Below are 14,623 nucleotides of genomic sequence, written 5' to 3'. Positions count from 1 at the left end.
CCTCCCCTGGAGGGGGAGGGTCGGCGAGACGCGCTTGCGGCGAGCCGGGGTGGGGTGATCTGTTCGCTGCGCGATTCACCCCCTCCCGCCCGCCTTCGGCGGACGACCTCCCCCCTCCAGGGGGAGGTAAAAGGACGGACTGCGGAGTAATGATAAGCGGCCGCGTCAAACATGGTGGTCATATCTGGCTCCATGGAAAGAGCCAGCGATTGGCCGCCTTGAACAGATAATCCGAGATGAGGCCGATGATGCCGATGACGATAATGCCGAAGATGATCTGGCCGGTTGCCAGCAACGCCTGACTGTCGATGATCATGTGGCCGATGCCGGACGACGAGCCGATCAGTTCGGCGACGATCACATAAGTCCAGGCCCAGCCGAGCACGAGGCGCAGGATTTCGGCGATGTTCGGAGCCGCCGATGGAATCAGCACTCGCGCGAGAATGCCTTGGTCGCGCGCACCAAGCGTCAGCGCCGCTTCGACAAGATCGCGGCGCACGCTGCCGACGCTGCCCGCCACCATCAGGATGATCTGGAACACCGCGCCGATGAAGATCACCAGGAGCTTCTGCAATTCGCCGATGCCTGACCAGAGGATCAACAGCGGAATGAACGCTGAAGCCGGCAGATAGCGCGCGAACGATACGAAGGGCTCGAGAAGGGCTTCGATCGGCTTGTAAGCGCCCATCAGGATGCCGAGCGGCACCGCGATCAGCGACGCAAGAATAAAGCCGCCGATCACGCGCCAGATGGTGACACCGATATCGAACGAGAAATTGTGCCGGGTCAGCAGCAGCCAGCCGTCCTGCACCATGGTCAGCGGGTCGGCGAGGAAGGTCTTCGAGACATAGCCGCCGAAGGTGGCAAAAGCCCATGCCGCGATGAACAGAATGAAGAACGAAACGCCCAGCAGGATGCGGGCGGTGTTCGATATGGGTGCGAGGGGTGTCATCAGCTTATGCTGTAAACTCGAAACTCGTGTCCCGGGCGCAGCGCAACATGCAAGTGGTGCGTTGCTGACCCGGGACCCAATCCAGGCCGCCAAGCGAATGGGCCCCGGCTCAGCGATGCACCGCCATAGCGCGTCAACGCGCTTTAGGCGCTGCATCGCGTCCGGAGCGCGGAGATGTCATTACTGCACAAATCTTGGATCGGCGAGCTTCGACAGATCGGGGATCTGCTTGATCACACCGATTTCGAGCAACAAGTCCGCAGCTTCCTTCGAAAAGGCCGCGTGTTCGCCGGCGAAGAATTTCTTGTTCGCCTCCTGATCCTGCCAGCGCAGATATTTCGCCGAGTTACCGAACTGCTCGCCAGACTGTTTCACATCCGCGCCCATGATCTCGTAGGCCTTCTTCTCATCCTTCTTGATCATGTCGAGCGCTTCGAAATAGCTCTTGGTCAGCGCTTTCACAGCCGCTTCGTTGTCGGCGATGAATTTTGGGGTGCAACCGAAGGTATCCATCACCATCGGGTAATCGAGCGTGGTGGCGATGATCTTGCCCTTGTCCGGAGCGCCACGCACAGCCGACAGATACGGCTCATAGGTCATGGCGACATCGTTCTGGCCAGCGATGAAAGCCTGCGCCGCCGGCCCGGGCTCCATATTCACCACCGTCACATCCTTGACCGAAAGGCCGTTCTTCTTCAGGAACCAAGCCAGCGTAAAGTAAGGCGCAGTGCCCGGCGCCGAGGCGGCGACCGTCTTGCCCTTGATGTCCTTGATCGATTTGACGTCGTTGCGCACGGCCATGCCGTCGGCGCCATAGGACTTATCGAGTTGGAAGAGCTGGGTAGTCGGAATGCCACTCGCATTCCAGACGATCCAGGTCTCGACGGTTGTGGCCGCGCATTGGATGTCACCCGAGGCAATCGCCAGATGACGGCTGGCCTGCGGGATTTTCTTGATGGTCACGTCGAGGCCGTTCTTGGCGAAAATCCCGGCCTCCTTCGCCAAAGTCAGGGGCGCAAAGCCGGTCCACCCGGATATGCCGATGGCGACCTTGGTTTGCGCGGATGCGGGACTGGCGAGCAAGGCGATGCCCGCCGCCGCTGCCAGAATGGCTTTCATGTTCATGTAAGACCCCTCCGATTGGAACAGCCGGTTGCCGGCTTTGCCGCCATGGCACACGCCGCCGAACCGAAAGTCAATTATGCAAAAAACAGCATGCCAGCCGCGACCTTGGCCCGACATACGGGCCGCGCGGCATTGTCTGGAGCAGGCTTATCCCGGATAGTGCGGGTAACGGCGGAAAAAGCATCAGCCGATGCCAAGGAAATACCCAACAAGAAGGCCGCCGGACGGGAACGCAAGGGATATGCCCAAGGACCTGCAATGAACGACCGCAGACTGAACCCCATCTCCGATGCCGAGCTGAACCGCCGCTGGGCCGCGATCCGCGCCGGCATGAAAGACCGCGGTCTCGATGCACTGGTGATGCAGAACAATAACGACTGGTTGGGCGGCTACGTGAAGTGGTTCACCGATTACCCGGCTTATAACGGCTATCCTCGCACGGTGATCTTTCACGCCGACGATGCCATGACCGTCGTTGACATGGGCCCGACCGGGTCGCGCCGCAATCTCGACGGCCAGCACAAGATCCAGCGCGGCGTCGGCGACCTGATCGGCACACCGGCCTTCACCTCCATCGCCTATACCGACGGCTATCAAGGCGAGCTTGCTCTCTCCGAACTGAAACGGCGCGGCTACAAGCGCATCGGCCTGCTCGGCGCTGGCACGATGCCGTATCGTTTCGTCACGCAGATCGAGGCCGGCCTTGCCGGCAAGACGCAGATCGACGACGCCACCGAATGGGTGGATGCGATCAAGGCGATCAAGAGCGATGAGGAAATGGCGCTGGTGCGTCGCTGCGCCGAAATGCAGGACGAGATTTTCGCGCGTGTCTCAAGTAAGATCAAACCCGGCATGCGCGACAACGACATTACGGCGCTTGCGCAATATGAAGGCCGCCTTCTGGGCAGCGAGCAGGGTTTGTTCCTCGGCTCATCGGCGCCGCTCGGTGAGGCCTCGAATTTCGTCGATCGCTATATGCAGGGGCGCACCTTGCAGGAAGGCGATCACTTCTCGCTGCTGATCGAGAATGCCGGCCCCGGCGGCATGTACACCGAGATTGCGCGCACCATGGTGCTCGGCAAGGCGTCGAATGAAGTCATCGACGGCTTCGAAACCGTGAAGGAAGCGCAGACATATACCCTCAGCAAGATGAAGCCCGGCGTACCCTGCCGCGACGTTGCGGCCGCGCATGATGAGTTCATGATCACGCGTGGCTATGGCGCGGAAAAGCGCCTCTATGCCCACGGGCAAGGCTACGATCTCGTCGAGCGCCCGCTGATCCGTGCTGACGAAACCATGTCGATCGAAGCCGGCATGAACTTCGCCGTGCATCCCGGATTCGAGACGCCATCGCTGTTTGCGGTGATCTGCGACAATTACCTGATGGGCAAGGATGGGCCAGACGAATGTCTGCACAAGACGCCGAAGAAAGTGTTCGAGCTTTAGTCGCGCATTTGACTTCGAAGCCACGCGCTCGCTAGCATTCTCAACAACAAGAAACTTGTATCATATGACGATACAGACGCGGCGATGCGTCATGGCAAGGGACGGAAACGGCGAATGAAGCCTGACATCCTGTATTTCGGCGCGTTCCCCGATGCAACGGTGGCCGAACTCAATCGCCGCTACAGCGTGCATCATTACTTCAATCTGCCGAAACCGGACGATATTCCGCCCGACATTGCGATCCGCGTTCGCGCGATCGCGACCGAAGCCAATCGCGGACTGACTCGCGCGATCCTCGACAAACTGCCGAATGTCGAAGTGATCTCGGTCTTCGGCGTCGGCATCGATGCGGTGGACCTGAAAGCAGCGCAGGAGCGCGGTATTCCCGTTACCAATACGCCCGATATTATTGGACCGGAGGTCGCCGATCTTGCCATCGGGCTGATGCTGGCCTCGGCGCGGCAGATCATCTTCGCCGATCATTATGCCCGCTCGGGCGCCTGGGCGAAGAAGGGACCGATCTCGCTCGGACGCAGTGTCGCCAACAAGACCTGCGGCGTGATCGGGCTTGGCGGCATCGGCCGCGCGATTGCCGATCGCGCAACAGCATTCCGCATGCGCGTTCTTTATAATGCGACGCGCGAAAAGAAGAACGTGCCCTATATATTCGTCGGCGACGTTGTCGAACTGGCGCGGCAAAGCGACTTCCTGATGATCGCGTGCAAGGGTGGTCCGGAAACGCGCCATCTCGTTTCGCGCGCGGTGATCGATGCGGTTGGGCCAAACGGCACGCTGATCAATGTGGCACGTGGCAGTGTCGTCGATGAAGAGGCGATGATCGATGCGCTGACGCACAAACGACTTGGCTTTGCCGCACTCGATGTGTTCGAAAGCGAGCCCAATTTCGACCAGCGGCTTTTGGACTTCCCGAATGTGATCGTGCAACCGCACCACGGCACCGCCGCCATCGAAACCCGAACAGCGATGGGCCAGCTCATGATTGACAATATCGTCGCCCACTTTGAGAAAAGGCCGTTGCTGACGCCGGTCGCGGCGTGACGAGTTCAGTGGCAACGAGCTCGCCGCAGGCTTGCGCATCATGGGCGTGTGTGCATCAATTCAATAACTAAATAGAACGGCAAAAGCCGCGACAATCGCCGGGTGGGAACAACACGATGACGGATCAGCCGCAGATCATCGTCGATAAGGTCAGCCATCTGTACCGGCCACCGAATGGCCGACCAGTCCTGGCGCTGGAGGATATTTCGCTCGACGTGCGGCCGCAGGAATTCCTGGCGCTGCTCGGGCCGTCCGGCTGCGGCAAGTCAACGTTGCTGTATCTGATGGGTGGCTTCATTCCGATCGAGACCGGATCGATTTCGGTGGGCGGCAAGCCGGTGAAAGAGCCGGGCCCGGATCGCGGCATCGTCTTCCAGCATTTTGCGCTGTTTCCGTGGAAAACCGTGCGTGACAACGTGCTCTATGGCCTGGAGAAAGGCGGCCTGCCACGCGCCGAGCGCGAACAGACAGCCCAGCACTTCATCGATCTCGTTGGACTCAGCGGGTTTGAGGACAGCTATCCCTCGCAATTGTCCGGCGGCATGAAGCAGCGCACCGCGATCGCCCGCACGCTGGCGATCGATCCTGATATCCTTTTGATGGATGAACCGTTCGGCGCGCTGGACGCGCAGACGCGGCACCTGATGCAGATGGAACTTCTCAGCATCTGGCGGAAACGGCCGAAGACCGTGATCTTCGTCACCCATGATGTGCAGGAAGCCGTCTATCTCGCCGACCGGATTGCGGTGATGTCGGCACGGCCCGGCCGCATCAAGACCATTGTGGAGAACAAGCTCGATCGCAACGATCCAGGGCTGTTCAAGTCGCCGGCCTTCGCGGAAAAGGTGGATGACATTTGGACTCTGGTGCGCGCCGAAGCGATGAAGATGCAGGGCGTTCGCGCCTCATGAAGACGCTGATCCGTTATCTCCCGCTGCTGATCCTGGCGGTGGCATGGGAAGCCGCATCGCGACTGCAGCTTGTATCGTCATTGGCGTTGCCGCCGCTATCCGATGTCATCGTCGCCTGGTGGGATCTGCTGAAGAGCGGCGAACTCTTGACCAATGGCGCGGCATCGCTCTGGCGCGCAAGCGCCGGGCTGTTTCTCGCCATCGTTATTGGCGCAACGCTCGGCATCTTCATGGCCTGGTGGCGGCCTGTGAATGTGGTGCTCAGCCCGCTGGTCGAAGCGCTTTATCCGATGCCGAAATCGGCGCTGATCCCGGTCACCGTCATCTGGCTCGGCTTCGGCGACGGCTCCAAGATCCTGCTGATCCTGCTCGGCTGCATGCTGCCGGTGACCATCGGCGCCTATAACGGCGCGCGCGGCTGCGATCAAGCGCTGGTGTGGTCGGCGCGCAGCATGGGCGCGAGCCGCATGCGCATGCTGTGGGACGTGGTGGTGCCGAGCGCGACGCCGGAATTGCTGAACGGCATCCGCACTGCGTTGGCCCTGTCGTTCATCCTCTTGGTCAGTTCCGAACTGATCGTGGCGCGCGAAGGCCTGGGCTATCTGATCGGAACGCTGGGCGCCAATGGCACTTATGATGCGATGTATGCCGTGGTGCTCACCGTTGCGTTTATCGGTTTCGCCGCCGACCGGATTTATCAGGTGATTCAGGACCGGATGCTGCGATGGCAACAGTGACGCAATCGGTCTCGCCGAGGCAGGACAGCGGGCCGTCCGCTGGACGTAAATTCTTGCATGGGCTCGGCTGGTTCCTCGCCCATACCGGATCGATCATCGCGCTGGCGATTGCCTGGGAATGGCTGGCGCGCAGCGGCCTCGTCACACCGTTCCAGCTGCCAACATTAAGTTCCGTGCTGGAGCGCATCTGGACTAACGCCATGACCGGCGATCTATTCATCAATACCGCTGTCACGCTTTATCGTGCCATTGCTGGATTTCTCATCGCCGCTGTTGTCGGCGTGTTGCTGGGAATGGCGATGTCGCGCATCGCATTCGTCCGCTGGTTCTTCGATCCGATCGTATCGGTCGGGTTTCCGATGCCGAAGGTCGCATTCCTCCCCGTCATCATTCTGTGGCTTGGCGTCTACGATGCCTCGAAGATCACGATGATCGTTGTCGATGCCGCCTTTCCGGTGATCACCGCGACCATCGTAGGCCTTCGCGGCGTCGATCAATATCTGTTGTGGTCCGCCCGCAACATGGGCGCAAGCAATCGCGAATTGCTGTGGCAGATCGCGTTGCCGGCGGCGCTGCCGCAGATCATGACCGGCCTTCAGGTGGCGCTGCCGATCGCGCTGATCCTTGCCGTGTTCACCGAGATGGTGATGGGCGGTTACGGATTGGGCGGCGCGATGATGCAGGCGTCGCGCTTTGCCGATTCGCGCGGTGTCTTCGCCGGCATCCTGGAAATCGCTGTCGTTGGCTATGTGCTTGTCAAAGCGATGGCCATCCTGCGGCGGCGCCTTTTGATATGGCATCAGGAAGCGATGGCCCCAAGTACGGTCTAGTCGTCGTCGTCCCCGCGACGGCGAGGACCCGTACGCTGTGACATTTCAATAGCTTTTAGCTTGACGTTACAATTAAGAGCGGCGGCTACGGGTCCCCGCCGTCGCGGGGACGACCGATAACAAAAGCCGGGCGGTTTACACCGCCCGGCTGGCCCCGTCTCGTCGCTCGTAAGCGCACGATCTGCAGGAGAGCTTACGCAAGCTGCGTAAACTCGATTGCGTTGTCGTCTCTTTTGCTCGTCGCGCGCCGGTCCACCGTGATGTGATTATTGCTTTAACCGCTTCAACGCGTCTTCGACTACACTCAGATCAGAATATTTGCTCACATCTATGTCATCTTTCACGAAGCCAAGCTCTTTCGTGATGTTCAGATTGCTCTGCAAGGCCTTGAGATCGGGCACCATATCCGGATTACGGTAATAGTCCGCCTTGGTGAAAAGCCAGCCGAAGCGCTCGGCCGGCTGCTTGGTCACGCGAGCGGCGATTTCCGCCGCTTCTTTCTGGTTCGCGGGATCGAGATACCAGCGCACAATGCGGATGCTGTCTTCCATGAAATCGACCATCGCGGCCCGGTTCTTGTCGATGAACGGCTTGCGTGCAGTCCAGACGATCATGTCGGTGACGCCGATGGCATCGCGCTGGCTGAACAGCGGACGGGCCACTTTCTTCATTTCGGGATCGAGAGAGAACGGCAATACCGCCGGGATCAAATCCACCTTCTTTTCCGCCAGCATCGCCCGCATGGTCGGAAAGGGCGTTTCCAGCACCGTGTAGTCGCGTTTGTCCTCGAGGCCGGCCTTGCGCAGCATCGCCCGCATGGCGACGTCCACTGCGCTGCCGGCGGCATTGGTTGCGACTACCTTGCCTTTCAAGTCCGCCACCTTCTGGATCGGCCCATCCTTCAGAACATAATATTCGTTGGTGTAGCGGCCTTCGACGCCGTCGCGGAATTCATCGGCGATCACGCGCAGGTCTTCGAGGCCGGCATTCTTGATGGCAATGGCGATCGTTGAATAGGCAAGGTTCGCAACCTCAAGTTCGCCATTGGCCAAAGCAGTGATCATCAGCGGCGTTCCGGCATAGCGCACCGGCTCGAGCGTGTAGGATTTCCCGAGATGCTTCGCCAGATCCTTCTTCTCGAGAAGAATCGATCCCCAGTTCGAAACCGGCGCGGTCCAGGCCACGCGGATTTTGACCGGCGCCTGCGCCGATGCCTGCGAGATGGCAAAAACCGAAGCCAGGATCGCAATGATCCACTTTGTGAATCGCATACTTTCCTCCCATGTGTCCGGTCGTCTTTCCCGACGCTTATGACGTCGCGGCGCAACCGTGTTCAGCTATAAGTCGCGCGATCGGACACAAAATCGGCATCCATTTTTGTTGATCGCGCGCCAATCAAAGGCCGAACCCAATCGGAGGTCAAGCGCATCGCATGTCGGTACAGAGGCGATGCGCCGCATTGCGGCGCAAACAAGAAAATGATGCGACGGCTATTCCGCCGCACGAGATTTCGCGGATTTATTTTGCGACCGCGCGATCAAACGCAAAACCGGTATCCACTTTTGCTGATCGCGCGGCGATGGCAGAATTCACCTTCGGCATCACCTTTTCCGCCAGCAGGATCATCGAACGGCGGCCAAGCGCCACGTCCTTCCAGTCTTTGCCCGCATAGAGCAGCGTTCCGAAATCGCCGACCTGTTCGCGGAAAGCCAGAATTTCGTCCGCCACCTTCTCGGGCGAGCCGTGGATGATGAGCTTGTCGCAGATCGAGTCCAGCGTCACGTCATCATCCGGCTGATCGCGGTGCGTCTTGAACAATTCGATCCGGCCATTTGCTTTCAGTTTGGTGAAAAGTTGATTGTAATAGAAGCGATACGGCGAATCCGGCGCGGTCACATAGTCGCGCGCCGTCTTGTCGTCGTCGGCAACGAAGATGCTTTTTGCAACGCGCCAATTGGCAGGATCGGCCGGACGCGCGGCCCGCTCGCAGCCCTCGACATATTTCGGCCAATGGCTTTTCACCCAGGCCGGCATCAGGAAGTTGGCGGAGATCGGCTCCCATCCGCGCGCGGCGGCTTCCGTCACGCCCCTGGAAAATGGCGCAACCGCCGTGACGACGATTGGCGGATGCGGGCGCTGCAAGGGCTTGGGCAAAAAGCCTTGGCCGATCTTCGGCGCGAAATGGCGCTCGCTGACGACGGTCCAGTATTCGCCGCGCAGATTATAGGGAGGCTCGCCGCCCCAGATTGCCAGCACCTGATTGATACATTCGAGGAACATGGCGTTGCGGTTGGCATCGAGATTGCCGAAAACTTCCGCATCCGAGAGAAGGCCGCCCGGGCTGATGCCGAAAATGAAACGGCCATCCAGCATGTGATCCAGCATCGCAATCTCGGCCGCCACTTTGGCCGGATGATTGTTCGGCATGTTCACGGTGCCGGTGCCCAGCTTGATCTGCTTGGTGGCGTGGATCAGCGAGGCGATGAACAGCGTGCAGGAGGTGATGTTCTCGGCCTGATCGGTGGAATGCTCGCCGACATAGCCTTCGGTAAAGCCGAGTTCGTCCGCCAGAATGAAAGCCTCGCGGTCCTCGCGCAGCGACTGCCGCCAATCTTTGCCCAGGGGGTGGATCGGCATGGTGAAGAAGCCAAGTTTCATCGTTACTCCGCCGTGTGTCTGCCGCAGAATTTAGCTGCATCAGGGTTTTATCGGAAATAATATGCCTTGAGCGTAGCCATCAGGTTTTTTGATGTCGAACAAGGCAACCCTGCGACAGATCCAGGCCGTCATCGCGGTGTGTGAGGAAGGCTCCTTCACCAGGGCTGCCGAACGCGAGCACGCGACACAATCGGGCATATCGCAGCATGTTTCGGCGGTGGAGAAACTGTTGGGCGTGCGGCTGTTCGACCGCACCGCAACCGGCGTGACACCGACACCGGCCGGGCTTCGCTATTACCGGCAATGCGTCGATGCCATCGGCATGCTGGAGCGCGCCGGTGAAGACATGCGGGCTCTGGCCGGCACAGTGACGGGCCCGTTACGCATCGGCCTGATGCCGACCTTCACGCGCGCGGCGCTGGCGCCGACGCTGCAGCATTTCGTGCCAGCTTATCCCGATGTGCGGCTGCATATCATCGAGGCTTACAGCGGCATGCTGACCGACAAGGTGCTCGCCGATGAACTCGACTTCGCGATCGTGCCGGCTTTCGAGGGACGCGTCGGTTTGAAGTCGCGGCTGATCCTACGCGACCGCGAGGTGCTGATTTCCGGACCGGCCAGCGGCTTCAAGCCATTGCGGCCGCTGCGGCTGTCGGAATGCGCGCCGCTGACAATTGTCGTTCCGGGCCCTGAAAATGTCCGGCGGCGCAATCTCGAAGTTTATTTCCAGACCAATGGCGTCCGTATCGATCGCATGATCGAGATGGACGCGATGATGGCGACGTTCGATTTCGTGTCACGCACCGATTTCGTGACCATCCTGCCGGGGCTGATCTGCATGAATGACATCGGCAGCGACACGCTGACCGTTAATCCGATCGTTGATCCGCCGCTCTATGCGGAATTCATCGTCATCACACCATCGCGGCGCACCCTGTCGACGCCGGCGAAACTGTTTCTGGAGCGGTTCGAGGAGGATTTGAAGACGGCGTCAGAACGACTAACGGTATTGTTGAACACTGCGCCCGCATCTCTCCGTTCGTCCCCGCGCAAGCGGGGACCCAGAGTCACTGGATTCCCGCCTTCACGGGAGTGAGCAGAGAATCTTTATGCCGCGGCCGGCGCGCCGGGCTGTTTCAGTGGATGGGCTTTCGAAACCGCCTCATCCTGCATGCAGGTCTCGACGATCCGCCGCACGGTCGGATAGGGCGTCAGATCGTATTTGAAGAAGTTGCAGCCGACCGCATGGCTGACGAGGCAGATATCCGCCATGGTAATGGCGTCGTTCTGGCAATAGCGGCCGGTCTCCTTGCTGTTGGCAAGATTGGCTTCGAACGCCTTCATGCCTTCGCCGAGCCAGTGATGAATCCACTTCATGCGCGCGGCTTCATCGAGCTTCAGCTCATGCTCGAGATAATCCCGGATGCGCGGCACGATCAGCGGATGCGCGTCGGACGCGACGATACCCGAAAGGGCGCGGACGCGGGCGCGCGCCAAAGGTTCGGATGGCAGCAGATTGGGGTGCGGATGCACGTCATCCAGATATTCCATGATCGCCATCGACTGGAACAGCACCGGCCCGCCATCCTCATCGATCAGTGCCGGGATCAGCATCTGTGGATTGACCTTGCGATAACGCTCCGCGCGCTGCTCGCCCTTGAGAAGATCGACGTTGATGACCTCCGGCGTCAGGCCCTTGAGGTTGAGCGCGATGCGCACGCGGAACGACGCTAGCGAACGCCACCAGGAAAAGAATTGCATTGGTTACTCCCTGTCTCTCGTCCCTTCCCTGAAGGGGAGCTATAAGCTCAAGATTTCGACCCGCCCGGATCGGCCGACAGTCCCGTCGCCGCAATGCCGGCCACCGCACAGATTTCGTCGTTATCGGACGTATCGCCGGAAATGCCGACCGCACCGATAATATCGCCGTCCGCACCGCGGATCAGCACGCCACCCGGATTAGTGACGACGCGGCCGCCGCTCGCCGCCGCAAGTGAGGTGAAGAACATCGGCGCCTTCTCGGCGCGCTCGAACAACGTCCGCGAGCCAAAACCCATGCCGAGCGCACCCCACGCTTTTCCGAAAGCAATGTCGAAGCGCAGGATGCCGGACTTGTCCTCGCGCTTGAACGCGACGAGATGACCGCCCGCATCCAGCACGGCAACCGTGAGTGGAGCGAAATTCTTCTCGCGTGCCGTTTTCAACGCCGTATCGACCATGATGCTGGCTTGCGCGAGAGTGAGTGTCGTCATTTGAACTCCCTATGACTTGTTGCGGCGAGACCAATATACCGCCTGCCCCGATCCGTCGCCCTGTCCGAAGCCGGCAGCGCTGGCTTCATCGAAACAGGCGAGTGTTTTTTCAATCAGTGGCAGGTCGACCCCACGCGTTCTCCCTTCCGCAATCATGGTGCGGATATCCTTGCGGGCGTCATCGAGATTGAACGTCACCGCGCCAAAATCCCCGCCGCCAAGCCAGGCGGCTATATTCTGCCCGCGATTCTTCACGGCCGTCGACGCACCGGATGTATCGGCGATGATATCCATCATGCGTGACGGCTCGATGTTGAGGTGGCGGCTGATCGCGAGCGCCTCGCCCAGCGCCTGCCAATAGATCATCAGCGGCAGATTGATCGCGAGCTTCATGCCGGAGCCGGAGCCGACATCGCCGCAATGCTCCACCCGCCGGCACATCTGGTCGAGCAGCGGCTTGGCGCGTTCGAACTCCGCCTTGGTGCCACCGGCAAAACCGAACAACTTGCCTTGCCGCGCCGGCCCCGTGGTGCCGCCCACCGGGCATTCGACAAAGGCCGCACCTTTGGCGCACACTTTTTCCGCCAATGCGATTTCAGTCTGCGGTTGCACCGTGCTCATTTCAATGAAAAGCTTGCCGGCAACATCGCCAGACAAAAGCCCGGACGGACCGTGATAGACGGCATCGACAGCGGCAGCATCTGTGAGAATCGTGGCAATCGCCTCGGCTTGCGTGGCGAGCTCGGCCGGAGTTGCGGCAATCTTGGCGCCGCTCTCCATCAATGGCTTGGCTTTATCCGGCGATCTGTTCCAGACGATCACCTCGTGGCCGCATTCCAGCAATCGCGCGGCAATCGCAGATCCCATCTTGCCAAGGCCGGCCAGTCCCACACGCATGATCGTCCTCGCTCTATTTGTTGGATAGCTGATTTACGCGATCTAGCTGATCTGAAAAAGTCTCGTACCAATTCGGTCTTTTTGTTTCGCGGGATGAAAAGGCGATCTTATTCCACTGTGCCGATGCACTATCGTTCACACACGCAAAGTTGTCTGCAACAGACTACCGCAACACGAAATGGAGATGATTGAAAAGAAAACGCGTCGCACACTCGTCATGACGGCGCGTTCTGAAAAAGTCGCGCTATACTGACTGACAACAAAACACCAAAACGACCAATACAAGAAGACGCATAAGCGTCATTGAAGGCATGAGGAAACGCATCAACGCCTGAAAGCGCGAAAAAGCGCAAGGCATATCCACGGAGGAGGAAACGCCGTGAAGCTCGATCGACGAACTGCCATCAAAGGGGCGCTCGCAGCGGGCGTTGGCTCGCAGATCCTGAAAGTTCCAGCCGCCGCCGCACAAGCCGTGCCCATCCAGGTTGGATTCCTGACCGTCAAAACCGGCCCGCTCGCCTCCGGCGGCATCCAGATGGAGCAAGGGCTGACAGCCTTCTTCAAGGAACGCAATCATATGCTGGGCGGCCGCAAGGTCGAGGTGCATACCGCTGATACAGCGGGCAATCCGGCACAAACGCGGACCAAGACGCAAGAACTGGTCGAACGGATCAAGGTGAATTGCCTCATCGGCCCGCTTGCAGCGTTCGAGGCGCTGGCCATCGACGACTACATCCGCTCATCGCAAACGCCGATCCTCACCGTTGCCGGTGCCGAAGACATGACACAACGCAAGGCCAATCCCTGGCTGGTGCGGCCAAGCTCGACATCGGCGCAGCCGAGCCACCCGGTCGGCGATTATGCGGCCAAAGACCTGAAGATGAAGCGAGTCGCCTGCATCGCCGACGACTTTGCCTTCGGGCATGAGAATGTCGCAGGCTTTCAACGCGTGTTCGAAGATGCCGGCGGCAAGGTGGTGCAGAAATTATGGCCACCGCTGAACGCGCCGGATTACGCGACCTATATCTCGCAACTGAAACCGGATCTCGACGGCGTTTATACCGGCCATGCCGGTTCGAACGGCTTCAAATTCATCAAGCAATTGCGCGAATACGGCAATACGGCGCAGATCCTCGGCGGCTTTACACCGGTCGATGAATCGCTGCTGCAGCAGATGGGCGATGATGCGCTCGGCGCCATCACCGGCAACTGGTATTCGGCGCAACTCGATAATCCGATCAACAAGCGCTTCGTTGCGGCGATCCAGAAGGATTACAAAGTTGACCCCGGTGTCTATGCGGCCGAAACCTATCTTTGCGGCGAGGTGCTGGAACAGGCGCTGAAGGATGTCGGCGGCAAGATCGAAGACAAGAATGCCTTCATGAAAGCGCTGAAGAGCGTGAAGTTGAAGGAGTCGCTGCGCGGGCCAATGCACTTCGACGAATACGGCAACGTGGTCGGCAACAACTACATCCGCAAAGTCGAGCGCAAAGGCGGAAAGCTGGTGAATGCCGTGGTGAAAACCTATCCGGATGTCAGCCAGTTCTGGACTTACAAACCAGAGGAATTCTTAAAGCAGCCGGTTTACTCGCGCGACTACCCGCCCGCGAAGAATTTGGAGCAGTGATCCTTGCTTTTACCTCCCCCTAAAAGGGGGAGGTCGACTGCCGAAGCGGAGCGAGGCAGTCGGGTGGGGGGCGTCGATTACGCTGAATGAGACCCCCTCCCCAACCCTTCCCCTTTCAGGGGGAGGGAG

The 14,623-nt window shown here is 59.7% G+C and carries 14 protein-coding genes; 7 read left to right on the top strand and 7 right to left on the bottom strand.

What is annotated here, in order from left to right:
• Positions 1-178: 178 nt before the first annotated feature.
• Entirely contained in the window at positions 179-952 is a 774-nt protein-coding gene (locus tag CAK95_RS10195; RefSeq protein WP_086087820.1) for an ABC transporter permease, read from the bottom strand.
• 180 nt (positions 953-1,132) lie between these two features.
• Complete coding sequence (locus CAK95_RS10190) at positions 1,133-2,071, bottom strand: ABC transporter substrate-binding protein (protein ID WP_183044267.1); 939 nt, start codon at positions 2,069-2,071, stop codon at positions 1,133-1,135.
• Positions 2,072-2,335: 264 nt separating this feature from the next.
• Between CAK95_RS10190 and CAK95_RS10185 the strand changes: the two genes are divergently transcribed.
• From CAK95_RS10185 to CAK95_RS10165, 5 genes are all read left to right on the top strand, one after another.
• Positions 2,336-3,523 (top strand): M24 family metallopeptidase, encoded by a 1,188-nt coding sequence (locus tag CAK95_RS10185; protein WP_157699582.1) that lies wholly within the window; start codon positions 2,336-2,338, stop codon positions 3,521-3,523.
• A gap of 114 nt (positions 3,524-3,637) precedes the next feature.
• The gene (locus tag CAK95_RS10180) at positions 3,638-4,582 is read left to right on the top strand and encodes a 2-hydroxyacid dehydrogenase (protein ID WP_157699581.1); all 945 of its coding nucleotides are present in this window, start codon (positions 3,638-3,640) and stop codon (positions 4,580-4,582) included.
• 116 nt (positions 4,583-4,698) lie between these two features.
• Positions 4,699-5,493, top strand: a complete 795-nt coding sequence (locus CAK95_RS10175) for an ABC transporter ATP-binding protein (protein WP_086087816.1) — start codon at positions 4,699-4,701, stop codon at positions 5,491-5,493.
• Positions 5,490-6,230, top strand: a complete 741-nt coding sequence (locus CAK95_RS10170) for an ABC transporter permease (protein ID WP_086087815.1) — start codon at positions 5,490-5,492, stop codon at positions 6,228-6,230. Before CAK95_RS10175 ends, CAK95_RS10170 begins: the two co-directional genes overlap by 4 nt.
• Positions 6,218-7,060 carry an ABC transporter permease gene (locus CAK95_RS10165; RefSeq protein ID WP_086087814.1) on the top strand — a complete coding sequence of 281 codons (843 nt, stop codon included), beginning with the start codon at positions 6,218-6,220 and terminating at the stop codon, positions 7,058-7,060. The genes CAK95_RS10170 and CAK95_RS10165 overlap by 13 nt, the downstream gene beginning before the upstream one ends.
• A 266-nt stretch (positions 7,061-7,326) precedes the next feature.
• Here the strand turns inward: CAK95_RS10165 and CAK95_RS10160 are convergent, their stop codons facing one another.
• Both CAK95_RS10160 and CAK95_RS10155 read right to left on the bottom strand, forming a co-directional pair.
• Entirely contained in the window at positions 7,327-8,331 is a 1,005-nt protein-coding gene (locus CAK95_RS10160) for an ABC transporter substrate-binding protein (RefSeq protein ID WP_086087813.1), read from the bottom strand.
• Positions 8,332-8,578: 247 nt separating this feature from the next.
• The gene (locus tag CAK95_RS10155) at positions 8,579-9,718 is read right to left on the bottom strand and encodes an LLM class flavin-dependent oxidoreductase (RefSeq protein WP_086087812.1); all 1,140 of its coding nucleotides are present in this window, start codon (positions 9,716-9,718) and stop codon (positions 8,579-8,581) included.
• Between the two features lie 91 nt (positions 9,719-9,809).
• Here CAK95_RS10155 and CAK95_RS10150 point away from each other — a divergent pair, with 91 nt between their 5' ends.
• Entirely contained in the window at positions 9,810-10,814 is a 1,005-nt protein-coding gene (locus CAK95_RS10150) for a LysR family transcriptional regulator (protein ID WP_086087811.1), read from the top strand.
• A gap of 11 nt (positions 10,815-10,825) precedes the next feature.
• Here CAK95_RS10150 and maiA read toward each other — a convergent pair whose 3' ends face one another.
• Genes maiA through CAK95_RS10135 form a run of 3 tightly spaced genes read right to left on the bottom strand, consistent with a single transcriptional unit; the run spans position 10,826 to position 12,867 of the window.
• Complete coding sequence (gene maiA / locus CAK95_RS10145) at positions 10,826-11,479, bottom strand: maleylacetoacetate isomerase (RefSeq protein WP_086087810.1); 654 nt, start codon at positions 11,477-11,479, stop codon at positions 10,826-10,828.
• Positions 11,480-11,526: 47 nt separating this feature from the next.
• Positions 11,527-11,970: a GlcG/HbpS family heme-binding protein gene (locus tag CAK95_RS10140; protein ID WP_086087809.1), complete on the bottom strand. Its 444-nt coding sequence runs from the start codon at positions 11,968-11,970 to the stop codon at positions 11,527-11,529.
• 9 nt (positions 11,971-11,979) lie between these two features.
• Positions 11,980-12,867, bottom strand: a complete 888-nt coding sequence (locus CAK95_RS10135) for an NAD(P)-dependent oxidoreductase (protein WP_086087808.1) — start codon at positions 12,865-12,867, stop codon at positions 11,980-11,982.
• A 379-nt stretch (positions 12,868-13,246) separates the two neighbouring features.
• Here CAK95_RS10135 and CAK95_RS10130 point away from each other — a divergent pair, with 379 nt between their 5' ends.
• Entirely contained in the window at positions 13,247-14,494 is a 1,248-nt protein-coding gene (locus CAK95_RS10130) for an ABC transporter substrate-binding protein (RefSeq protein ID WP_245303698.1), read from the top strand.
• Positions 14,495-14,623: the final 129 nt, after the last annotated feature.

This window comes from Pseudorhodoplanes sinuspersici (assembly GCF_002119765.1).
Lineage (GTDB): Bacteria > Pseudomonadota > Alphaproteobacteria > Rhizobiales > Xanthobacteraceae > Pseudorhodoplanes > Pseudorhodoplanes sinuspersici.
This window is presented reverse-complemented; position numbering and strand designations above follow the sequence as displayed.

Bases quoted from the DNA above. Each gene is read 5' to 3' on its own strand.
- CAK95_RS10195 (WP_086087820.1), bottom strand. From the start codon at position 952: ATGACACCCCTCGCACCCATATCGAACACCGCCCGCATCCTGCTGGGC.
- CAK95_RS10190 (WP_183044267.1), bottom strand. From the start codon at position 2,071: ATGAAAGCCATTCTGGCAGCGGCGGCGGGCATCGCCTTGCTCGCCAGT.
- CAK95_RS10185 (WP_157699582.1), top strand. From the start codon at position 2,336: ATGAACGACCGCAGACTGAACCCCATCTCCGATGCCGAGCTGAACCGC.
- CAK95_RS10180 (WP_157699581.1), top strand. From the start codon at position 3,638: ATGAAGCCTGACATCCTGTATTTCGGCGCGTTCCCCGATGCAACGGTG.
- CAK95_RS10175 (WP_086087816.1), top strand. From the start codon at position 4,699: ATGACGGATCAGCCGCAGATCATCGTCGATAAGGTCAGCCATCTGTAC.
- CAK95_RS10170 (WP_086087815.1), top strand. From the start codon at position 5,490: ATGAAGACGCTGATCCGTTATCTCCCGCTGCTGATCCTGGCGGTGGCA.
- CAK95_RS10165 (WP_086087814.1), top strand. From the start codon at position 6,218: ATGGCAACAGTGACGCAATCGGTCTCGCCGAGGCAGGACAGCGGGCCG.
- CAK95_RS10160 (WP_086087813.1), bottom strand. From the start codon at position 8,331: ATGCGATTCACAAAGTGGATCATTGCGATCCTGGCTTCGGTTTTTGCC.
- CAK95_RS10155 (WP_086087812.1), bottom strand. From the start codon at position 9,718: ATGAAACTTGGCTTCTTCACCATGCCGATCCACCCCCTGGGCAAAGAT.
- CAK95_RS10150 (WP_086087811.1), top strand. From the start codon at position 9,810: ATGTCGAACAAGGCAACCCTGCGACAGATCCAGGCCGTCATCGCGGTG.
- maiA (WP_086087810.1), bottom strand. From the start codon at position 11,479: ATGCAATTCTTTTCCTGGTGGCGTTCGCTAGCGTCGTTCCGCGTGCGC.
- CAK95_RS10140 (WP_086087809.1), bottom strand. From the start codon at position 11,970: ATGACGACACTCACTCTCGCGCAAGCCAGCATCATGGTCGATACGGCG.
- CAK95_RS10135 (WP_086087808.1), bottom strand. From the start codon at position 12,867: ATGCGTGTGGGACTGGCCGGCCTTGGCAAGATGGGATCTGCGATTGCC.